The sequence below is a fragment of the Arthrobacter sp. Soil736 genome (assembly GCF_001428005.1).
Lineage (GTDB): Bacteria > Actinomycetota > Actinomycetes > Actinomycetales > Micrococcaceae > Arthrobacter.
On sequence record NZ_LMSB01000073.1, the window covers coordinates 130525 to 153499 of the forward strand.

The 22975-nt window shown below is 62.2% G+C and carries 10 protein-coding genes; 3 read left to right on the forward strand and 7 right to left on the reverse strand.

What is annotated here, in order from left to right; genetic code table 11:
* Window positions 1–81: 81 nt before the first annotated feature.
* The 6 genes from ASG92_RS26130 to ASG92_RS26160 all read right to left on the reverse strand — a co-directional run bounded on the left by ASG92_RS26130 (window position 82) and on the right by ASG92_RS26160 (window position 11744).
* The gene (locus ASG92_RS26130; protein WP_056635713.1) at window positions 82–1761 is read right to left on the reverse strand and encodes an NERD domain-containing protein; all 1680 of its coding nucleotides are present in this window, start codon (window positions 1759–1761) and stop codon (window positions 82–84) included.
* Window positions 1762–1862: 101 nt separating this feature from the next.
* The gene (locus ASG92_RS26135; protein ID WP_157372499.1) at window positions 1863–3536 is read right to left on the reverse strand and encodes a hypothetical protein; all 1674 of its coding nucleotides are present in this window, start codon (window positions 3534–3536) and stop codon (window positions 1863–1865) included.
* A gap of 265 nt (window positions 3537–3801) precedes the next feature.
* Window positions 3802–5286 (reverse strand): hypothetical protein, encoded by a 1485-nt coding sequence (locus tag ASG92_RS26140; RefSeq protein WP_056635718.1) that lies wholly within the window; start codon window positions 5284–5286, stop codon window positions 3802–3804.
* A gap of 174 nt (window positions 5287–5460) precedes the next feature.
* Window positions 5461–9030: an SNF2-related protein gene (locus tag ASG92_RS26145; RefSeq protein WP_157372500.1), complete on the reverse strand. Its 3570-nt coding sequence runs from the start codon at window positions 9028–9030 to the stop codon at window positions 5461–5463.
* 249 nt (window positions 9031–9279) lie between these two features.
* Window positions 9280–10785, reverse strand: coding sequence for an ADP-ribosylglycohydrolase family protein (locus ASG92_RS26155; protein WP_056635728.1), 1506 nt, complete (start codon window positions 10783–10785; stop codon window positions 9280–9282).
* On the reverse strand, window positions 10782–11744 hold the full coding sequence (locus ASG92_RS26160) for a DUF6569 family protein (RefSeq protein ID WP_056635731.1): 963 nt from the start codon (window positions 11742–11744) through the stop codon (window positions 10782–10784). The genes ASG92_RS26155 and ASG92_RS26160 overlap by 4 nt, the downstream gene beginning before the upstream one ends.
* A gap of 93 nt (window positions 11745–11837) precedes the next feature.
* On the opposite strand from ASG92_RS26160, the gene ASG92_RS26165 reads away from it, so the two are divergent.
* On the forward strand, window positions 11838–12515 hold the full coding sequence (locus ASG92_RS26165) for an NUDIX domain-containing protein (RefSeq protein ID WP_056635733.1): 678 nt from the start codon (window positions 11838–11840) through the stop codon (window positions 12513–12515).
* Between the two features lie 166 nt (window positions 12516–12681).
* Here the strand turns inward: ASG92_RS26165 and ASG92_RS26170 are convergent, their stop codons facing one another.
* Window positions 12682–14346, reverse strand: a complete 1665-nt coding sequence (locus ASG92_RS26170) for an SIR2 family protein (RefSeq protein WP_056635736.1) — start codon at window positions 14344–14346, stop codon at window positions 12682–12684.
* Window positions 14347–14534: 188 nt separating this feature from the next.
* Between ASG92_RS26170 and ASG92_RS26175 the strand changes: the two genes are divergently transcribed.
* Complete coding sequence (locus ASG92_RS26175) at window positions 14535–17585, forward strand: hypothetical protein (RefSeq protein WP_056635739.1); 3051 nt, start codon at window positions 14535–14537, stop codon at window positions 17583–17585.
* Complete coding sequence (locus tag ASG92_RS26180) at window positions 17582–22930, forward strand: DEAD/DEAH box helicase (protein ID WP_056635740.1); 5349 nt, start codon at window positions 17582–17584, stop codon at window positions 22928–22930. The genes ASG92_RS26175 and ASG92_RS26180 overlap by 4 nt, the downstream gene beginning before the upstream one ends.
* The last annotated feature ends 45 nt before the right edge of the window (window positions 22931–22975 follow it).

The window sequence follows — 22975 nt, forward strand, 5'->3', positions numbered from 1 at the left end:
TGAGTGAAGACTATGTGCCGGGTCTGACAAAAACTGAGTCGTCAGCCGGCCTCCCCGCGTAGACGCGAATAGCCAGCAACTTCACGCCAAAGGAGGCTGCCACGCCTGCGCCCGTGACAACACAGCCTTCAACTCTCGGCCGCCGGCTTCCTCCAGCAGGGCGCTGTTACCCACCACAACCAGCAGGCTCCTCGCCCGGGACAAGCCGACATACAGCTGTTCTGCAGCGCGTTCCATGTCCTTGAATCCGTTCACACAAAGAACCACCACGGACCGTTCCAACCCCTTGAAACCCAAAACATGGCCATAGAACTCTGCTTCGCCTGCGTGGAACTCGCGCCAGTAGTCGTCAGTGGCGCCGCGTTCGAAGAAGTCCCGATGCACCGGATGGCGCTCCTTGGTGGTCAGGAGCGCAATCTGGTTGTTGGCCCAGCCTTCGGCGATGAGCGCGTCGACGCAGTCTCCGCTGACGTCGAGCGCTTCGTCGGTAGGGCAATCAACGAACCGGACAGGCAGGCCCGTGCTGCCGCGGGGAGTGAAATGTTCTCCAGCAAAGGGTTTGAACGTTTCGGCAATCTTGCGGGTGTTGCGGAGGTTCTCATCAATGTGGATGGGCACAAAGCTTGCGGTGGGCCCGTAGGTGAGGTCCGCCGTCGCGCCGCCCCACCTGCGGTAGACGTCCTGGCGGTCGTCCATGAAGGCGTACACCTCGCCGCCGTCGGGGTCCTTCGTGCAGGCGAGCAGCGCATCCCACCACAGCGGGGCGAAGTCCTGGGCTTCATCGACGACGACGGCATCCAGCCGCTCGTGCGGCTCCATGGTTGCTGCCAGTTCCTTCAGCAGGCGCGGCATCTCCACATCGAAGTACTCCTGCCCTGATCCGTCCGGAACCCCCAGCCCGCGCACGTATTCGTGGAACTCGCCCGTAAACACGGGCCTGGCCTGGCGCCAAGTGGCAACACGGTCCTGCAGGTACTGCCCGAGGCCCTTGTTGTAGCAGAAGAGGCCGACGCGTTTGCCGTGCCTGCTGAGCAGGCGGGCCTTCTCCACTGCCAGCCAGGTCTTCCCGCTGCCCGCGCCGCCGGTGAAACGGATCCGGGGGAGTGACCTTGTTGCCTGCAGCAACACTGACTGACGCTCAGTGAGGTGGTCCTGCGCGTCTTCATCCTCTTGGGGATTGCCGGAGGTCCCGACGGCGGTGTCCAGGTTTCCGCTCAACTGACGGACGATGCGTTCCAGGAAAGCCGGGGCCAGTGGGGAGGCCCCGCCTCCTTCGTTCTCTATCGCACGGCGCACGAGCTCGGCAGGGGAGTGGCTATCGCTCTGGTCAAGGATGAGCGAGCGGGGGCAGCCGGCCATGGCCCAGTCGTTGGGCACCTTGGTGTACGGCAGGCTGACCATGTAGACGCAGCGGCTACTCAGGCGGGAACCGAGCTGGTTCTCGAGCCAGTTTTTTAGCGCGTGGAGTGAGCTTTGCGACTGAGCCACGGGGCTCTGTATCTTGCGCTTGTGGGTTCGGTCTGACTGGTACCACTGTCCGTCGGCGACGGTGACCTGGCCACCTTTGACTTCGATGGCGGCCATGCCCACTCCGGGCCAGAGGACGAGCAGGTCGATTTCGTATTCTTTCCGGCCGTCGCGAATGTGCACGGAGTGAGCCAGGACAATGTCGTCGGGAAGGCTTTTCTTCAGGGCCCCCCAGACGGCCTTTTCCGCCAGCTGGCCCTCGCCGAATTCCGGTTCCTCCGGTATGCACCTCATTGTCGCCCCCCAAATCAGTGAACCGTTCGTCTGGTGCTTCGTTGATCCAAGGTTAGTCAGGGGGGCGACTTCTTCGATCACGCGACACGAACGCTGTTCGCTTAGGCCTGTGTTTCGTCGTGAACGGCCACCCTGGACAATTCGATAACGCCGTCTGCACACTTCCAATAATGGAGGCGTCGTGCAGCGGCGACGTTCTGTTCGATGGACAGTCTCCAACAGGCATCCTGGCCGCCGTTGCGGCTGACTGCCTCGGATCCTCCGGAGGCGTGCGTGCGAAGCTGATGGGCTTCACGTGCGCTGAGCTTTGCCGGGTCGTTGACGAGGAGGTCAACGATCGCCTTGAAGGCTTTCTTTTGCTTCTCTTGGGGCTGCTCGCGCAGGCTCCTGAGAAAGCCCTCTCCGATCCGGTACCGCCCCATGGTTAGCCGATCCTTTTCGGCAGCCGGGATCTGGACCGCCCAAGTGTAGTTGAGCAAGAAGTCGACGTTTTGCTCCGGATCCAAGAACGCATGTTGCGGAGTTACTTCCTCCTTGCGGACTCCACGCAACTTCTTTCTCAAATCCGAGAGCTGCTTATTGGTGGCGGCCAGGTCGCGGCGTAGGCGGTCGACCTCCTGCTGCCGACCGGAGAGCTCGGCTGCCTGCTGACGGCCAAGCATGACGTCCGCATCCAGCTCAGCTGCGTGCATCTGATACTGATGGTTGGCAGACCTCAGCCCGGTGAGCTCCAGTTCGAGTTGCTGCCGTCTGGCCCGTTCGGTGGACAACGCGAGCTCCGCTGATTTCAGCGCGGTGGCCCCTGCGACTGGACTCTGGCTCTTTACTTCGTAAGCCGGCGGGATCAACTGGACGGGCGTCTCGTCGACCTTCTGCACAAGGTCACGACCAGGAAGCAGCCATGCCCCACCGCCCGGAACGAGCTCCGGAGCGGCCAAGACGGGTTCGGAGTCGTCGACGTCGAGCATCGATAGCCCTATTTGACCGCTTCTACGGTGGAACCTGACCGAGACAACTTCACCCACAGTCAGCAGGTCGGCCGCTGAATCCCGCTCATTAGACGAGATGCTGCTGAGGGCTACAGCGTGGGACTCTCCAGGTATCAACGACAAGTCTGCCGAGTCCGTCCCGACTGATTGGACAAGAGCCGACACCACACAGCCGTCAGGGTAGCTCTCACCAGGTAGAGGAGGGTCGAGGTTGGCTATCGAGAAGATCCGTTTCCCGGTATCGAAGGCACCCGAGATGGACATGCCCTCGCGCAGGATCCAATGCAGCGGGACGCCAAGCCCGGTCGACTCCTCAGGGAGAAATGCCTGCAACCCACTGCTTAGTTCAACGACAGCCCTGGAACCGTCAGGGGCAATACTCTTGACTAGTCCGTTCTCCCGGGGATTTCCTTTGCTGGCCGGACTCGCTGTCTTCCAGCCGCCGGCAAATGCGAAGTCCTCGGCATCCGTCACAATTTTCGCCGTGACAGGCTCAATGTCCGAGCGGCTGCGTACCAGCCGAAGGGGGCTGCTGTATGGATCTTCTGTCCATTTGAGCCCCGGTGGGTAAACCCTGGCGGCACTTCCAAAGATGTGGGTGTCTATAGGCAGCAGACCCTCGAGTTCGTAGGTGAACTGGCCATTTGTAATGACCACGACGTCAGCGACGCCCTTCAGTTCGAGGGCGATGCTGTCACTGTCCAGACGCGGCTGCTCGTCGTCGGACATCCGGGAGATAACCACAACCGGTCGCACACGGGAGGGGTCCAACAGCGTGGCAGCCAAATCCTGTGGCTGGGGATTCGCGCGGGGACTCGTGGAGGTGACGGCACTCGGCTTTTCTACGGCAGGAGAGGGCGCGGCCTGGCGATGGCGACGACGCTTCGGCACGCTCGCTCCTCTCTTCCTCCCGGTCTATTCCAGCTGGATTCAGAGTAGACCCGGCCTGCGACATTAAGGAGCGGCTTGATTGGCGGATGCGAAGATACTGAACCGAACGCCGTCAGTTGCACCACCGGCTGCTAATCCATGCCGTGATTCCCGTCCCGGGTCAACTCGCATTCCGCAGTGTCTGGACCACTCCACTAAGAGCATCGCCAAGCGTGACGCCGCCGTCCGGACCGGGTCCGTCCGGAAATTCGCCGGCGTGCCATCGGAGCTTCGTTGGGTCGTCGCAGAACCGGCCATCTCGCAGACCTTCCAGTATCTGGTGCCCGGCCTCGATGGGTGGGACGCCCTCCTTATGCCAGTTCGGAACATCACTGTCCGGCGCTGACCAGCCATCGCGGATGAGGTCCTCGGTCCTGATGGGCCACTGGTCCGCGGGCAAATACTCCTCAGACACGATTTCGCACCAAACACCGTCGGCGCTCGGGCTGGCCTGGGCGTAGGGTTGCATCCGTCCTTCGGCGTTGTCACCGTACTGGATGCTGAGGAATGAGTTCCACGGCATGTTCGCAAGAACTTCGCTGACGAGTTCGCCCGCTCGTGCCCAGCCCTCTTCCAAGCTGTTCTCGGCTTTGTACATGTCTACGATCCCGTCGAACTCATCCTCGACTTCCGGAGGCATTGCCGCACCGATCACAGACTCCCAGGTTCCGAAGTGCCTTCGTATTGCGACTACCGATGGACGATCGCGCCTTGCCGCGGTTTCAGCGATAAGCCAGCTGTCGTAACTGGCCACATCCTTCGGAGAGCCAAAATGCCCATCGTTCCTGAATGAGCTCTGGAATGATTTGGCGGCTTCAAGGTAGTCAGCCGGGCTGAACCTGTCTGCTGACCGCGGGAGTTTAAGCCCGGCCACACCCAACGCAAGGTCCCAGAATCCTTGGCCCAAGCGGCGGCGGACGTCCTTTGCCGGGAGCGGCCAGAGACCGGAAGCGTCCGCCGACTCGCCCAGTCTCAGCGAGATGAGCTCTGCCATGTCGACGTAGTCCGAGTACGAAATACCCCGGACATGCCCGGCGCGGATGGCTTGTGCCGTCGTTTCGATCATCGCCAGGATCTCGGCAATCTGACCGTGATGCAGACCGGGCTGAAGAAGGCCTCGGAGCTCAGAGATCTCGGAGACAGGCATAGCCGCCAGGGCAAATTTGTAGTCAGGTTCCACACCCCGGAGGTGTCCAGTGACATAGAGCAGACTGAACTTGTCCGTCAGCGGGCCCGGGCCGGCTCTATCCAGCGTTGGTGTGTCGGCGAAGAGCCTTTCCGGATCTCGCAGCAGCTCCACCGCGATGTCAATGTCGACCGATGTGCCGAGCGCCGCCAGAATCTTAGGGATGTTTGAGCGCGCCTTTCCGGAATCCTGCAACTGCCCAACAAGCAGCTTCTCCTTTTGCAGGACCTCGGCAGTCGAGAAACAGCGCCGTCTCAATGACCTTGACCGTTCCATCTCGCCGCGATCGGCGATCCGGGAGCTTAGGAGCCTCAACGTCTGGTAGCTGCCTAGGTTGGCGGCTGCCGCGATTGACCGCAGGGAATCGCCCGCCAGGTAGGCCCTGACGACATCTCCTGTCGGATCGGTTGGGGAAACCATGGGGGAACCACTCAAAGGCGCCAACTCCTCCACGCCCGCCCCGCCCCTGCACGCTTTACCAAGAATGTTGTCATGGTCATATTCCTACCAGCCGTGTGCGACATTATTCGGCACCCGAGACCGTGGATCCGCCTCCTGCCAATTCAATGGCACCCCCGGCGTCGTAGGCGTGCTTCAGCCATCGAACAAACCTCGCACGTCCTCCGCTGACAGTGCCGAGGAAAACATCGCGTCGTCGTCCAGTACGGCGGTAAACAGCTTGGCCTTCTTCTCCTTGAGCGCCATGACTTTCTCCTCGATGGTGTCCCGGGCCACCAGCCGGTAGACCATGACATTTCGCGTCTGGCCGATCCTATGGGTGCGGTCAACGGCTTGCGCCTCTGAAGCGGGATTCCACCACGGGTCCAACAGGAATACGTAGTCCGCCTCAGTCAGGTTCAGTCCGAATCCGCCGGCTTTGAGGCTGATGAGGAACACCGGTGTGCTTCCGGACTTGAACCGCTCGATCACCTCGCTGCGCCGGCGGGTCTTGCCGTCCAGATAGCCGTATTGGATGCCTTCCGCGTCGAGCCGTGCCGCGGCCTTGCCCAGGAATCCTGTGAACTGGCTGAAGATCAGGGCGCGGTGTCCCTCGGCCACGATGTCGCCGAGTTGCTCCAACAGGGCATCGAGCTTGCTGGACGGGACGGACCCGTATTTCCCGTCCACCAGAGACGCGTCCAGGCTGAGCCTCCGCAACGTCGTGAGGGACTTGAAGATCGCGAAGCGGTTCTTGTCCATGTCCTCAAGCAGCCCCAAAACCTTCTGCCGTTCGCGCTGCAAATGCCGCTGGTAAATGGTGCGGTGCCGCGGAGCCAGATCCAACTCCACCACCTGTTCCTGTTTGGCGGGCAGATCCTTGGCGACAAGGTCCTTGGTGCGCCGCATCATCAGAGGCCGGATCCGCCGTCGTAATTGCGCCAGTTTCTCCGCGTCCCCGTCTTTCTCCACCGGCTTCTGGTAAAAGTCAGCGAAATTCTTCGACGACGGGAACAAGCCGGGAGCGGTGATCGCGAACATGGACCACAACTCCATCAGGTTGTTCTCCATGGGCGTGCCCGTGATAGCGAGCTTGAACGGGGCCGGGAAGCGGCGGGCATTCTGGCTGGCCTTGGTGGCCGGATTCTTCACAAACTGTGCCTCGTCCAGCACCAGCCCGGCCCATTGCTGTGCGGCGTAGGCCTCATAGTCGAGCCGGAAGAGCGTATAGGAAACAACCACGACGTCGGAACCGGCAGTGAGTGCCGCCAGATCCGTTCCGCTGCGCTGCAGCGTGTCCGTGGCGGCGGTGACGCGCAACCCGGGGGCGAACCGTCCGATTTCCGCGGCCCAGTTGGGCACCACGGATGTAGGGGCGACCACCAGGAAGGGGAGGCGCGCGGTTTCGTCCCGGCATGCAGCGCCGATGCCGTTCTTGGCGTGGCAGATCAGAGCGATGGCTTGTAGGGTTTTGCCTAGGCCCATGTCGTCCGCAAGCACGCCGCCCAGGCCCTGCTCCCACAGGAAGGCCAGCCAGTTGAAACCATCCTGCTGATAGGGTCGCAGCGTTGCGTTGAGGCCCGCCGGCAGCGGAACGTCCAGAATCTCCGAGAACCGCAGCAGCCCTCCGACGCTCCGCCGCCAGGAATCGGCTTGTTCGGCGGTGGCAGCCAGTTCCTCGAGCTCGTCCCAGAGCCCGGCCTGGTACCGGCTGATCCGCAAGGGCCCTTCGTGGTCCTGCAGGGCCCTGGCTTCCTCGATCAGTCGGCGCAACTGGAGGAACTCGGGCTGGTCGAGCCGGAAGTAGTTGCCGTTGGCCAGCATCAGGTGTTCTTGGCCGGCAGCCAGGGCGCGGAAGAGTTGGTCGAAGGGGACCTCTTCCCCGCTCAGGGTGACGGTGACGCCCAAATCGAACCAGTCGCCGTCGTCCGTTCCCTTGGTGCTGACGGCGATGAGCGGACTGTCCGTCAGCTCGCTGTAGTCCGGCACCGGGCCCGTGGTGACTACCCGTAGGTGCTCGAGCTGTTCCAGCACGGGCAGTGCATCGGTAGTGAACCGGGCGGCGGCGACGTTTCTGAGCACCGCCGGCTCGGTGCTGCCTGGGTGGCCGGACGATTTGTCCGGGAACTGCTCCTGCCAGGCAGCCGGAAACGGTGCCAAAATTCCGGCCACCCGGGCCAGGAGCTGTGCTTCCGACGTGTGGTCGCGGTAGCCGGTGCCGGCGTCGGGCAGTGGCTGGCGGGTGACGGTGCCGGCGGTAGCGTACTCCCAGTGCCATTGAAGCTGCAGCGTACCGGGATCCTGCGGCGCTCCTGCCGCGAGGCGGCGCTGAGTCCGGCTGGATGGCGCCCGGTCTGCGGTGGCGTCACTCGGGACATGGGCGGCTGTCAGCACCAGCTCCGGCGGCAGGATCTGCGGCAGCTCCACCGAGGCGTCGCTGCAGATGACATCTGCTGCGTGGGCCAGCTGCGGGAAGATGGCAGCCAGGAAGGAATCGCGGGCCGCCGCCGGAACCAGCAGTTCCGTGCGGTGGCGGATCAGCGGACGGATGGCGTCAGGAACGGGCGCTGTGCTCGGGGCCAGATGGAGATCGAGGGCTGCCGTGGATGTGCCCGGCCCTGTGGCGGCGTCCCACCAAAACAGTCCGTGGCCAGGCTGGCCGATCACGCCCATCGCGGTGTGATCCGCGGCAGTGCCGCCGACGTGGGGTGCCAGCCGCAGCCCGCCGTCGTGAGCGCGGATGTCCAGTGAAATGCTGACAGGCTCATGAACCACGACGGCGTCACCGGACTTTGCGGCCACCAGCGCCACACCGATTTCGCTTGCTTGGCCGAGGAGCTGCCAGAGCAGCGGGCTGTCGAAGCGATCCAGAGGCACGTGCGTGGACGTCATCTGCGTGTCCTCGGCGGCGTAGAGTGCGGCAAAGGTGCGCATCCAACGGATCTGCTCGGGACTGAATTCGTTGAGTTGGTAGCCATAGTACGAACGCTGGAAGGTGTCCCAGCGCAATTGGCCCATGACCCACTTGCCCCTGGAGTTCTCTTTCACCGGCCTGGCGGTCAGGCTGAGCAGCGGGGCGGAAGCGTTCTGCCAAGGGTCGCTGCGTCCGCGCTGGTACCAGGCGGGCTGGCTGGAAGTGGACTCGGTCAGTTCCAGCTGCACACCGAGCCTCAGCGTTGGCTGACTTGCGGCGCGGCCGGAGCCGCCGGCGAAACCCGAGTCCCGTGAGGCGGCGTCCGGGTGAAGAAGGGCATGGATCTGCTCCTGCCAGGGAGCGGGAGGTACCTTCTTCTGAACAGCTTTCTGAACAGGGGGCGCGGGCTGCTTTTTTGGCGCGGGTTGCTTCGGCGCTGCCGGCTGCCCCGGAGCGCGAGCGCTGGCAGGGGCCGGCGGAATGTCAAGGAGCGCCAGCTGCTCCACTACAGGCCCGCTGCCGATTTCCAGAAGCAAAGCGGCCACATGCTTGCAGTTGAAGCGCATGGGGCAGGAGCAATCGCCCCACTCAAGACGCAAACCGCTGATGCCGTCCTTGAACGAGACTTTGGTCCGGTATGGGGCGCTCCGGTTGCCCTGGACCTTGCCTTTCAATTCCAAGTTCTCGGGATTCCACTCGACGCCTGAGACGGCGCCCCTGCGCGCGTACGTGCGGCCGCGGCCCAAAGAGGTGGTGCCCACAAGAGAGGTGATGACCGGGTCGGCGAGTTGGGGTGGGTGCGTGAAAGTCACGGCTTAACGGTACCGGGTTGGCGGGCGGCAGGCCGTAGAGGATCATCTGCCAACCGCCGGAGCGCTGGCGAATCGTGACATGGTGCAGATGTTGAACACTTCGTCGTAGCAATCCAATGTTCATGATCTTCACCATTTGGTCCGGTCGCGGAGTATGGTGCCGGTGCTGCCCTTATAGGCAGGCCAAGCCCCTCCGGGAGATCGCGGGCCAGGACACGGACGAAAAGAACTCCCAGTCGGGGACCGGCCTCAACCTAGGTCAATATGTGCGCGATGCTTCGACATATCGGCGAGCAGCCGAAGGAACAGCGCATTCGGCCGAGCCCCAGGCAGCACCCGCCGCACATCCTCCAGCGCCTCCATTGGAGACACGCCGGCAACCTTCGCGCCATACAGCGCAGCCACGGTTGGCGTCCGGGACTCGGCCCGCACGCAATGCAGCAGGACAGTTTTGCCCTCCGAGCGGTAAAGCTCGACGGCGGCGGCCGCCTCCCGCAGGACGAAGCCGGCATGGGCGTTGTCCTCCTCTACAGGAGAATCAACCACCCAGAGCGTGGCGTGGTCTTCCGCCGCCACGGCTGGAACATCCAACGTCCCCAACCGGCACAACGACACCACAGCGTCGATCCCCAGCTCGGCCACCCGCCCAAGCGAACCGACCCCGCCCAGCCACACGCCGTCGTCGTGCGGGTGCTGGACCAGCGCATCGGTGCGGCTCCACATGCTGTAGTCGTGGCGTTCCGCCCGCGGCCACGACGTGGACCGGCGGCCCTCGCCGCGGGCCAGCTCCATGCCGAGGACCATCAGGTCGCGGGTGCAGAGCCCCGTCCAGCCGTGCAGGTGCCGGCGCCATTCGAACTGGACGGCCGAGTACCCGTAGACGGCGCCGAGCAGGCCGCCGGCGATGGCGGCGACCGTATCCGTGTCGCGGCCGCCCCGAACCGCTTCCTCCAGGGCAGCCCGGAGATGCGCGGGGCCAACTGCGGAAGCTGATGTGAGCTGGATGGCGCTCCACGCTCCCTGGAATGCCTCCACCACCCAGCCGTTGTGCGCGAAGTCCCGCGGCCGGGACCGCTCAGCCACCTCGATCCGCCCCAGCCAGAGGGCCGCGCGCTCCGCGGGCAGAAAAGCAAGCCCGGCCCGGACGTCCAGCTCGCCGGTGAGCACCGCCTGCCGGATGGCGACGCACCACAGACCGCAGGCCTCCTGCGCGTCGGGGTCTGCGTGGGTCAGGGCGCTGACCGCCGCGGCCTGGGCCATGAGCTCCTCGGGGCCGCGGTCCAGGTGGGCCAAAGCCAGGGGAGCGGTGCGCATGAGCGAGCCGTTGCCGGCGCTCCGGCCGGTGCGGGCATGAAATGCAGCGGCAGCGGCGCGGAAGTCCGCGGCGTCCACGTCGCTCCGGCCTTCCGCCATGGCAGCCCGGCGTGCCGCCGCGATGACGGCGCTGGTCTGCGCCCCCACGTCCTTGGCGTCCGCCGCCCACGCCGTCCAGGCCCGGACGGTCCCGTCGAGCGGGGAAGGGGCATTGGGTGCAGTGAGTGAGTCAAGGAAGGCCTCGGCGATCGCGACGGCCATGGACGTGTCGTCGGTCCACTCGGCCGGGGCGAAGCCGAACGGGCCGCCGCCCTTCATGGTCACCGGGGCTTCGTCGGGAAGCGGGGCGCCGAATTCGTAGCCGGCGCCGAGGGCGTCTCCAGCGGCGAGGGTGACCAGGACGCCGGCGGCGCGGTCGTTCTGCAGTGGGTTCAGTTTCATGCGATCTCCATCAGGGGGTGTTTGGTGTTCCAGCCGGTCAGGTGGGCCAGTTCGGGTTCGCGGCGGAGGAGGGCGACGGCGATGCCCGCCGCCGCGACGTGCCCCGCCGCGCGGGTGATGTTGCGGCTGCGCAGCGGTCCGTGGTTCCGGACCTCCAGCGCCGGCAGGCCGCCGTCGAACGGTCCGAACTCCAGGGCCTGGACCGCGGCGGCGAAGTCGCGTGCCCGATGGCCGGGCATCGGCCCGGAGGCCATCACGTGCGGCGGAAGGAGCTCCAAGTCGAGCAGCGCGGATTCGACCAGCTGGCGGTAGTGCCGGCGGAACAGCGTGTGGGTGCCGAAGACCTCCAGCAGGAGCGGCTGCGTGCCGAGCCCGATCACCACGCCGCGCTGGCCCTCGATGGGCGCCGGGGCGTCAGTGGCGTCAAAGCGGTTCTTGTCCCGGGGTTCCGCGGTGAACCGGTCCATGTGCTCCAGCAGTGAGCTGGTCACGGACCGGCCCCGGGCGGCGTCGAAGCGGCTGACCCGGTTCCAGATGCGGCCCTGGCGGTCGGAGCCCCGCGGATCGGCCGGACCGGTGGCGAGCTCAGCCCAGACGTTCAGCGGGGCGCGGCGGGCCTGCCTCCGGTGGCTGGAGGTGCCTTCCCAGCGGCCGGCCTCCACACAGTAGGTGTCGATGTCGCGGGTTTCGCCGGCGCCGAGGAGAACGTCCCTGGCGCACGTCCGGTGCTGCTGGCCGCCCTCGAGCAGCTCGCCTTCGAGCAGGAGGGCCGGGCGCGGGCCGTTGTTGGTGACGGTGAGGCGGGCGACCTGCGGGCCGCCGGCCAGCTCGGTGACGGCGACGTCGGCGTGGGTGCCGGTGCTGATGCCGAGCTCGCCGGCGCCCGCCGTCCACACGGGAAAGATGCTGAGCGGACCGAGCGTGGTAGCGGCCCCGACGTGCAGCTGTTGAACCTTCATGATGACCTCCTGAATCTTTAGCTCAAATCTGAGCTAATTAACTCCAGTATGCACCGCTTGAATCTTTAGCGCAATACTGAGATAAATGATCCTGTGAAGACCCCTCAAAATGCCCCGCGTGCTTCCCTGCTGAACTACCCGCGGCCGTCGGTGGCGGTGGACACGGCGGTGCTGACCGTTGCGGAGGGGAGCGTGTGCGTGCTGCTGGTGCGCCGCGCGGAGGACCATCAGCACGGAAAGTGGGCCCTGCCGGGAACGTTCCTGCGTGAACGCGAGACCCTGGCAGATGCGGTGCTGCGCTGCCTGCGCGAGAAGGCGGGCATTTCGGGGCGGGTGCCGCGCCAGCTGCAGGTGTTCGACGAGCCGGGGCGCGATGACCGCGGCTGGGTGTTGTCAGTAGCGCACGTTGACGTGGTGCCTCTGGCGGGTCTGGAGGAGGCGATGAAGTCCGACGGCGTCAGGCTGGCTTCCGTGACCGGGGAACCGGAGCTGATCGCCGGACTGCCCTACGGGCACGCGGACATCGTGGCCAAGGCGGTGGAGTGGCTACGGGCCGCTTATGTCGAGGCGCCGGATCCTGGTGCGCTGCTGGATGAGCCGTTCACGTTGAAGGATCTAAGAGAGCTTCATGAGGCGGTGGCTGGGCAGACGCTGATGCGCGACACCTTCCGGCGGTTCATGGAGCCGAAGCTGGTGGCGACCGGGCAGATGTCCGACGGGACGCGGGGGAGGCCGTCGCGGCTGTGGATGCGGGCGGGCCGGGCAGAGTAAGCTCTCGCGCCAGCGTTGTCATCAGTGCCCAAGGAGGCTCCGCGCCATGCTCGTACCTGGTGGCCAGATCGGCTCTTCTCGGGATCCAACCAGCAATCTACGCAGGATCACTCTTTATGCGAGGTGTCGACTAACTTCAACGCGGGTGCGATCGGATGGATGCGGATTATTTCGTGGAATCCTTTGCCGATGTCCGCGTCGGTGGGGAGCCGGGCGAAAACGTGACTGCCTGCGCGTGTGTCTTCGTGTTCGGAGTCGTGCCGTCCCAGCCAAGCTCCCGAAGCACCCGGTGGACGACTGGCGCGGCGCTGCTGGTGTTGCCTGTAGAAGAGACCCTGGCGACCTCAAGTAAAGCATCTCTGAGCCTGGCCTCCTCGTCCGTGAGGCCCTCTCCATAGTGCGGGGCCAAAAGGAACGAGTGGCTGTCCGAAGCATGCGCAACGAGTGCGTCAAGGAAGATCTCGAGCCGCCTTGCTGCTGCAGCGATGCCGGATTCCGAAGGATCTGGATTCTTCATGTCAATCAGATTTAGGTGTTTTCCCCAGAGCTTCTCCTGCATCACGTCATTTTCCAGCATGAGCGCTGATCCAAATCGATTCCCTCCCTTCTTGGCTGGTAATGCGCGGCGAACATCATGAACGATCTCGTGGAAGTGGTCGTCGGCGAGTCCGAAGCCCACGAAGAGTAAGTGATGAGTAATGAGATGAGCCTTCACCAAGGCCGAGAGCGCTTCCCGCGTGGCGCTGTAGCCGAGGTAGTCGTCCCTAGTGAGGACTATGGTCTCGGGCTTATCGACCGACCCATGGAGTTTCAGGAGCCATTTCTGGCTTGCGGCCGTCCGATCGTCCGGCTGATCGCCGGGAATAACTGTACGAGGACTTCCTGCATCCTCAGAAGCTGTCTCGAAGAGAGTGTCGTAATTGAGGGTGATCGCCCCGTTGGATGGAAGACAGGCGAGAAGACTCGGAGCCAGGCCGTATTTCTTTACATCGACGGAGTCGGCCACAGCCTGGCCAAACCTGGCGTCGCTGTCAAGGGGAAATTTGTCAGAGAAGTACGATCGAAGGACGTCGGCCTGATCCAAATTGCTGAGTTTGGTGAGTGCAGCTTTTTCAGATGATTCTAGACCCGCTGCACCGGCGAGACCCTGCAAAAGCTGGTTCCAATTTGGAGCCCCCGCGCTGACGCTGACGCCGGCGCCCATGAATGGAACTAATCTGCCGTCCCGTGCAACCTTAGCCAAATCTTTGGCCTGGGTCAGGAGGGATGGCGCAAGGGCGGACCACGCATCACTGCGTTCCCGTCGCTGCTGTTGCGCGAGAGCAAAGGCGGCAGCATCCTGAAAGACAAAGACGACGTCCACGCCAGCCTCGCCCGTGTGGCGGTAAGCCTCCTTGAGCAGCACCCGCAGAATCTCGCCTCGATAGATGTTTCCACCGCCTCGACCGGTACCAAAGAATGGCACTGCCAACACCGGGCGTACCGCGGATTCTGCGGTTGATTTACGACGCTCAGTGGTGGCAGCGGTCGCGACTTCGAGAAATGAACGGAAACGAGGCAGGAGCTGCTCTGCGTCGGTGACGCCCGACATCGGGACGGCTGTGAGGACGGGAATGGATGAATCGCGATTCCAGATATGAAGCGGAAATGCGAAAACCGATTCGTCTCTTATCGACTGAAGATTGTGGATTTCCAAGGCCTCCTCAAGCCAGGGCAACGCCTCTTTCCAGTGATCACCAGGCGAAGCGCGGCGGTCGACAGGCAGCAGCCAAGCATCGGACTTGAAGTTGAGCAAGTCGCCCATCGTGACAAAAACGTGGCCTTTAGTCATTGGGACGGTATATCAGCTGGATTCTGCGCTGGCAAAGCGCTTGGGAGCAGCTGAAAACTCCTATCGGTGGGGAGCAGGCAACGTCGGGTCTTTGTAATCGTCCATTCTGCGCGTCCAAACGATAACTGTCAGGGGTGCTAACTAACCTTGCGTAAAAGAGTTACTTTGTAGGTGGGGGGCGCGAGGAAATGGCTGAATTGGCGGCAAATGACGTCGCAACGGTAGTTGGCTCTGATTACGAGGCCTGGAACACGGCTTTGGCTCACAGATTCTTCGGTGACGATAGGGCGGGGGAGCTCGTCTACTTGGACAAAGACGATGACGCCTTTGCCAAAGTTTGCGAGGACATCGGAGTGAACATCGATGATGCAGACGATTCGTTGGCGAATGCCGTCCGGTCGAGGCTTTGCTGGAAGGACTCAGGCCGGGCCGCGTTTGCTGAGTTCGACCGCATAACAACATTGTGGCTGTCCAGGAGGCGAAAGGCGCTGGCAAGTTCCATACAGGTCCCGCCACCGCCGCACATTGCGCTGTTGACGCTATTTTCATTGGCCGCAGAACGCATCGGTGGCGCCAACAGCGATACGGGGGCTGTCGAATCTGGATACTACTCAAACCTCGAGGGACTCTTGGCTGTACCTCGCGCCGAGTCGGGAAGGTTCCGGACGTCCTTCACGAAATCCAGTGAGGCTTACTGGGAATCTCTGAGCCTCTGGCTCGAAGACCAAGACGGTCACAGGGGTATGCCGAGCGCCTATGCGCTGATGCATCGATATGTTGGGCTGCCAATTTCGCAAGCGTTGGTGCGCGCCCGCGAGCGCCGAAACTTGAAGAAAATGTTCGAGGAACAGGGCTTCGTCGCGGGTCAGACAGTCTCCCACACCGACATGTACGGCGCTATTGACGTTTGGATCAACTCGGCCCGGACATCGGCCAACAAAGCCCTTGTCAAGATGTGGGCTTCATCCGAGCTGAAGAGCCGCATCGTTGAAATTGCCCTTGCCGAGTTCGCCACGTGGGAAGGTGCAGCGTCATCCGCAGAGGGGAAGGGGGGAACGGGGCCCGGACGTTGTCTTCTGACGCTCAGGGACGGGCGTGTCATGCTTCGGTCTGAAATGAGATTTGGATTGATTCTCGCAGCTGCGTCGCCCGGCGAAACATGCCGCATCGACGGGCTCCAGGACTTGGCGAAGGAGTTCAGATTGGAGGCTCTAGGAGTCGGTTCGTCCGGATTTGATTTTCGTGCTGTCGGCATCGACGCAGGGTCCGCTATTGCTGGTGATCTACGGGTGGCCGTGGGCGCAGGGACCGAGCGGCGTCGCTTTCCGAAAAATGTGGTCATCCTGACGCGTGACGCATTCTCCGCCGGCTATATCGAATCCGATCGCATAAATGCGGCAGCACAGTCGCGCGTTTTGGTCAAAGATGAACCTCAACTCACGTCGGCGGTGGAGAAGATCCTAGCCGACGCTGCCCAGCCAGGATATTCAAGGATTCCTGGGGGGACGAGCGGTGTCCCCCAGGGCTGGGCCGTATATACGGATGTGGTCCTCTTACGCCCACCCGCGTCCGCGCTGGTGACAGCTACTGATCTCTCAGCATTTCAGCCGCGGCTTTCGACGCAAATGACGATCACAGGCGGACTGAAGCTCCCGGGGCATATGCCTCGTTGGAGTTCCCTCAGCCCGATCCAAGTCATGATCGCCTCAGAGACTGACGAACCCGTGGATCTGCTGTTGCTGACTCGAAATGAGGAGACACTCCAAGCTGAGGAGCATTTTGTACACCGACGGCTGACAGTTCCCGCAGTAGTCCGTCTGGATGACCTTCCACAAAATTGTACGGACTTTACTTTGTCCCTGCGGCGAGGAAAGACAACGCTCCAGAACTTGGCTGTGAAACTCAGGAGCTCAATGGAGCCAGTCCCTGACCTCGCCATGCGCTTCAGGTCGCTGTGTCACGATCTGGAGGATCCTCTTTGGCCGATGCAATGTCTTCCCAATGACGATGCAGCGGTCCCTGGTCTCGATGGTCTGGCGTTATCGGCACCACCGGTGCCACACTCCCGTCGCAGCGTGGAGTCCCGCCCGAATTGGGCTGGCAGCGGCCAAAGGCGTCCACGCGGGAAGCTGCTAGTCGTGGCGGGGCCTCCGGAGAACTCCTGCATTGTGACTGGACGCCATCGCTTCGAGTTTCCGACCTTTGACGGAAAGCGTCCGAAGTCGAGTTGGATGTACGGAGTCTGCACGCAATGCGGCATGAGTAAACGACAACCTACCTGGGTACGGAAATCCGCATCCTCCGGCGAAGTCACAGCCCGGCGCACAAGAAATACGTTGCCTGAGCTTTCTCCTATCTGCCCAAGTTGGAGCGCACTCATTGATGCCCTCTTCTTCCTCGGCGCTGGATCCCGTCGCGAATTTTCCACTCTCGCGAGACAACTCGAAGACAGCGCAATCTTTGAGAACCAGCTGCTTCGCGACTTGGAATCGTTAGGCATTATCGAGCTAGAGCGGAACGCTGACCTTGAGGTCGTTCGCTGGGAGTCCGCAGCAACATGTTTCGGTCAATTAGCCGACAAATCCTGGATGCTGACTGGGTATTGGAATAGGCAACTCAAAGGTGAAGTTCTTGAAGCGCTGGAGGCGGCAGGCGCCACCATTTCAGTCAATGCGCCTGAACGCCAGTCACTGCACGTGATCGCTGATATCCCAAACGACAAGATCGCCTCGATCGCAGAGGATTTTGGCGTCGACCTGGTCCCGAATGCTTCCATCGCGCTCGCCAGTGCGCTGCCACCTTTGTCCGCGGTGGGCGGAGGGCTGCATCGCGGCAGCATGCCCTTCACAGAATCGTACGAGTACTTCAACACGCAGTCCGCCTCTTGGACCGCGATCGAGACCGCGCAACGGCCGGGACTTTACCGGGTGTCTCAGAGTTTCAGTTCGCGGTACTACTTCCGAACGGCCAAGGATGTGGCCGGCGATGTGGCGGCCATAGTAACCGTCGAATTGGGAAAGCACCTCGCGGCGCTGGAGACGAACCGCCCGCTTATTGCCTATGACCCGCTGGAAGCCACGTTGTCAGTGCCAGTCGGAGCCGAACTTCCAGGCATATATGGGCGCGCAGCAGTCATGGGTGGTGGCGGCTTGCCTCAAATTCAGCGGGACCGGTCGACCACGTACTTCAATGTTCCCTCCGCCGCTGCCGAAGCGCTTATTGGAAAGCTAACATCATGACCCAGTACCCCAATCCGATCAGCGTCAGCAACGACTTGAAGGAGGCATTTTCGCGGTATTTCTCGACAAACTATCGCCTGCGGTCCCATGGACTGGCCGCGGATAGGGATGACCTTCTCGGTGCGCCAGGACAAGTTTTCCAAGAGCCCTTGGTCGAACCCGTCGTTCCCTATCCGACAACAGACGATCTAATTGAAGTAGCCGTAGCTGCCGGGTACTCGGAATCGGTTGGGAGTGTTGTCGGAGATGCCTTTTTTCGGCAATTCGTGAAGCCCGGTGAGGCAACGGGGGTTCGCCGGCATCAAGCGATGAGCATCCTGACGAATAGAGGTGCTGGTGAGGCCGGCAAGAGAAATGTCGTCCTCACCTCGGGCACTGGATCCGGCAAGACGGAGGCGATCCTGTTGCCTATCCTGCTCCGGCTGGTCGAGGAGTCTGAAGGATGGAGCACGCCGGGACCAGTCAACACGTGGTGGACTGGGGACGCATTCAGCCCAATGCGGAAGAACGAGAAGCGCAAGGCGGCAGTCCGAGCGATTATCTTGTACCCCACGAACGCGCTAGTGGAGGACCAACTAACGCGTCTCCGCCTGGCCTTCCGGAGGATTTCCGAGACCCGTCCCGAGGCGCGGCTCTGGTTTGGCCGGTACACGGGTGCTACGCCCGGAAACAACGTACTGCCGACACCGTCCGCAAAATCGGGGGCAGTGTCTCGGGTAATTCAGGAACTTCGTGAGATGACAGCAGAGTACGAAAGCCTTGTGACTGCTGGGACGGTCGACGAGAGTGATTTATCGCTCTTTACCGACCCAAGGGTTCACGAAATGGTGACCCGTTGGGATATGGTTCAGGACCCTCCCGACGTCATGGTTTCTAACTTCGCGATGATCAACGCGATCCTAATGCGGGACTTCGAGGCGCCGCTGTTTCGGCAGTCACGGGAATGGCTTGCTCAGTCTCCGGACCATGTGTTCACGCTGGCGGTGGACGAACTCCACTCATACCGAGGTTCCGCAGGTAGCGAAGTTGCCCTGCTTCTGAGAAGGCTAATGAGTCGACTTGGCCTCGAGCCGGATAGCCCCCAGCTGCGCATTATCGCCGCCAGCGCATCACTAAGTCCGGACGAGCAGGGCTTGAACTTTTTGGAGGAGTTCTTCGGAGCGTCCAAGAGCAGCTTTGTCGTCACTGCCGGGCAGCCCCGTGCAATTGTGAGCCAGCTACCGATTAGTCGGGATCAGGTGCTGGCGGGACACGCGGCGGGCACGCTGGCGAGTCGATCTGCCGAACTCTCCGAAGCCATTGCGGCGGCTTGCTTCGAGGAGTCGGACGGCAGGTATCGGGCACAGCCCCTCCACACAATTTCGCAGCGGTTGTTCGGCAGCAATGATCACGAACTGACTGCACTTGAAGCAGTCTTCCAAGCTGTCGCACTCGGCGGACAGGTTGGCATCCCCCTCCGTGGCCACATTTTTGCCCGCGTATTGTCCGGATTATGGGCCTGCAGCAGCGCCCTGTGTGCGGGGGTGTCGTCCGATCGACGAGACAAGCACCGAAACGTTGGCAAGCTCTTCGGACAACCCGTATCAGTTTGCGACGCCTGCGGCAGCCGAGTCCTGGAACTCATCCTCTGCGGCGAGTGCGGCGACACCAGCCTGGGCGGCTACGTCTTGCCATTCAGCGACGGAACGGAGAGCCTGAGTGCCACGCCGGCCGGCATCTTGTCGGACGCACCTGGATTGGTTACCCGGCGCAACCGGGGAATTTATCGTTGGTTTTGGCCAACGGTCGGCGACCAGGCACCGGTGGGTGCCGGCAGCAAATGGTCAAATCAGACATTCGATGTTGCATGGATCCGGGCACGGTTGGACACCAGCGGACGCGTCGAAGTAGGTGTTCCGGAGGGAGCAAATGGCTGGGTGCTTCAAATCAGCGGCAAGGGCGACGCAAGTGCCACCCCCGCCATCCCTGGCAAATGTCCACAATGCGGACAACAAGGGCGCCAGACGGCAGAATTTATTCAGGGCCAAGTTGCCTCTCCCCTGCAAGGTCACGCGACGTCGCCGGCTCAGACGACTTCTGTGTACCTCCGTCAGCTTCCCCGCACACTCGGTGAGCGGCCGGAGGATTACCGAACCATAGTGTTCACGGACAATCGGGATTCCGCGGCGAGGACGGCCGCTTCGTTGGCCACCCGTCAGTACAGCGACATCCTGGTTCAAATGCTCCGGAAGGGCCTCTCTGACGCAGCGGACACTGACACTGCGGACATCCTTCGACGATTCACCTCAGACCCATCAGGTCTGAAGCCTGCTGAACTCGCTCAGGCACAACACATATTGCAGACCAATCCCGGGGCGCTCATGGCCGTCATGCGTGAAACGGCCGGCGTCGCCACCCCTGCTGACCACGAGGTGTTGTCAGAGCTGGACTCAGCAGGATCCGAGTCCATCGCATGGACCGACCTCCGAGTTCGGATCGAAACGCAGATGGTCGACTTGGGGATAAGCCCGGGTGGCCCGTCTCCCTTTGCGCAAAAATTCAACAAGGAGCCTTGGTACTCCTTCTACGCGCCGCCGGAACAAGGACTTTGGACAAAGGCGGATGCCGCCTCCTCAGCTGTCGCGCAGGAGAAGCTCGGCAACATGCTGGATATGGAGTTGGCTCGACAAGTGTTCGACTCCGGCCGGCGCGACGTTGAATCGACGGGGCTGGCCTGGATTCGAGCGGACGTTTCAGGGTCCGGAAGCGGTCTCGGCGACGATCTTGCGAGCGAGGTCGTCGCAAGCTGCGTGCGCCTGCTGGGCCTAGACCTCAACTACGAAGGTTCCTTTGCTGCCCGGTCGGACGGGATCAAGACCCCGACTGCGGTGAAAGACTACCTCAAGCGTGTTTCGGTCCTGCACGGTGTCGACGCCGCAGCGCTCGAGGCGTGGGCATACGGCGTTCTCAAGAGTCAGGGCCTGACCCATGACGGATGGATCCTAAAGATTCACGGATCGACGAACCACATCCGCTTCGCCCCTCCACCGGACCAAGTGTGGACTTGCGACCGCTGTGGTTTTGTCCATTTACAAGGCTCTGCGGGAGTCTGTGCCAACAAGGGCTGCGACTCCACCACACTGACGCAACGCGAACGACCGTCAAACGGTGGTGATTACTACGGGTGGCTTGCGAGCCAGGACCTGAGGAGAATCGCCGTTGCCGAGCTGACCGCACAGACCAAGCCTGCCAGCGAACAGCGCAAGCGACAGCGCTGGTTCAAAGGTATCCAGCTGCCGGCGCCTCAAGAGAACCCACGCACCTGCCAGCTTGATGTTCTCAGTGTGACTACGACCATGGAAGTCGGCGTCGATATCGGTGCGCTCAACGCAACTCTGATGGCCAACATGCCGCCTCAGCGGTTCAATTACCAGCAGCGAGTCGGCCGCGCCGGCCGCGCCGGGCAGGCATTTTCATTCGCCATCACATCGTGCCGCGACTCGGCCCACGATGAGTACTACTTCAACAATGCTTACCGCATGACAGGAGATCTTCCTCCCCAGCCGTTCCTCGACCTGGGGCGTCCCCGCATCGTTCAGCGCGTCGCAGCATCTGAGCTCCTCAAACGGGCCTTCTCATCGGTGGCGGGGCGGCCAGGATGGTCTCCCGACAGCTTGCATGGATCGTTCGGAAACGTTGAATCCTGGCCCGAACACCGGTCCGGAGTCGCTGACTGGCTGAGTACGCATCCAGACGTAGGCCACGTCGTTCGACAGCTGAGCCGCTACACGAGGCTCACAGAGACGCACGTCCTGGAGATCGAGCGTTGGGCGCGAATTGAGCTGGTCGCTGAAATCGACCGCATAATTGCGCTGCCAGAACGAAGCGACAAGGAGCTTAGTCTGGTCTTGGCGCTCGGCGGTCTCCTCCCCCTCTTCGGATTTCCCACAAGGGTACGCAATCTTTACGACAGTGAAGTCATGGGGAGAGTGCTGGACAACAACGTTGTTGCCGACCGTCCGCTTGCGCTGGCTGTAACGAACTATGCCCCAGGCGCCGAAGTTGTCAGAGACGGACTCGTTCACACGGCAGCAGGGTTTGCCCACTACGAGAAGAAAGGCAGATCATGGTCGCCGGCCGACCCGCTGGGGGCTTCCCACGAAGTTGTGTCATGTCCGGATTGCGCGACGACATTCATTGACCGGAAAGTCGACGACGCTTGCGAGAACTGTGGCTCTCAAGTGGTGCGGTTCTCCATGTTTGAACCGCGAGGGTTCAGAACGACTTACAAGCCGCGTCCCTACCGTATCGACGGCTCGCGAGCACAGTCCAAAAGCCTGCCTACATTCGTTTCCGCCCAAAAGGAGACGTCGCTCGAAGAGGTCCTGGGTGTCGATGTCCGTTTATATGAGCAGGGCAAGTTGCTGCAGTACAACGACAACAAAGGACACCTCTTTGACCTTAAGCGGCAGGGCGACGGTTCTGTGGTCGCCGTCGACAAGACGATCTATATGCGGGGTTGGAAGGATATGCCCACGTCGGGGATCGACATCGGTAAGAGCGCAATCGGAGAAATCCGCACCACGGACGCGGTGACGGTAGCATTCACACGCCTGGAGACGCCAACAGGTGGCCTCCCGACCTCCGCAGGAGTACTGCCAGCAGGAATGTCTGCTCTCTGGTCGCTAGCAGAGGTGATGCGCGCAGGGGTGAAGGCGCAGCTAGACATCGATCCGCAGGAGATGCAGGCAGGCCTTCAGCATCTGACCACTGCTGGTGAGCCGACAGCCAGAGTGTTCCTGGCCGACAGTCTGGATAACGGGGCGGGCTACGCCGTGGAGATAGCCAAACCGGAAAATTTCAAAGCCCTGCTGCGCTCCACCCGTGAGACATTGCGGGTCATGTTCGAAGCAGAAGGCCACGTGGCGTGTTCTACGTCTTGCCCCGACTGCCTGAGGTCGTGGGACAACCAACGCCTCCATGGCGTTCTCGACTGGAGATTGGCGCTCGACATGCTGGATTTGTGTGCGGGAGACGCGCTGAAACTCGCCAGATGGTTCGATCGCAAGCAGGATCTTCAGTCGGCAGCGCAGTCTATCGACCCTGGCTGTGAGGTCGTGGCGGTAGGGTCCTTGGGAGTCCCGGTCGTGCTTATGCCAGATGAGAAAGTCGGAGTCGTTGTGGGCCATCCCCTTTGGTTCAGAAGCGCAACCGGGAGCACAGACATACGGCGGGAAAAAGCCGTTGCCGAAGCGAAACACGAGTTGCCGGGGTACCGACTTTCAATGAGCGATCATTTTGAGTTTGACCGGCGCGCGCTCTCGGTGCTCGTCTCCGCGATCGAGGGCGAGGCTGTGTCTCTCTGAGAATGGCCTCACCGCGGATTCCTTGTGTCGGCTCGTCCAGCTAGT

What these genes read in the sequence shown, in the direction of transcription:
- ASG92_RS26130 (WP_056635713.1), bottom strand. Translation starts at nt 1,761, where the DNA reads ATGAGGTGCATACCGGAGGAACCGGAATTCGGCGAGGGCCAGCTGGCG.
- ASG92_RS26140 (WP_056635718.1), bottom strand. Translation starts at nt 5,286, where the DNA reads ATGGTTTCCCCAACCGATCCGACAGGAGATGTCGTCAGGGCCTACCTG.
- ASG92_RS26155 (WP_056635728.1), bottom strand. Translation starts at nt 10,785, where the DNA reads ATGAAACTGAACCCACTGCAGAACGACCGCGCCGCCGGCGTCCTGGTC.
- ASG92_RS26160 (WP_056635731.1), bottom strand. Translation starts at nt 11,744, where the DNA reads ATGAAGGTTCAACAGCTGCACGTCGGGGCCGCTACCACGCTCGGTCCG.
- ASG92_RS26170 (WP_056635736.1), bottom strand. Translation starts at nt 14,346, where the DNA reads ATGACTAAAGGCCACGTTTTTGTCACGATGGGCGACTTGCTCAACTTC.
- ASG92_RS26175 (WP_056635739.1), top strand. Translation starts at nt 14,535, where the DNA reads ATGGCTGAATTGGCGGCAAATGACGTCGCAACGGTAGTTGGCTCTGAT.
- ASG92_RS26180 (WP_056635740.1), top strand. Translation starts at nt 17,582, where the DNA reads ATGACCCAGTACCCCAATCCGATCAGCGTCAGCAACGACTTGAAGGAG.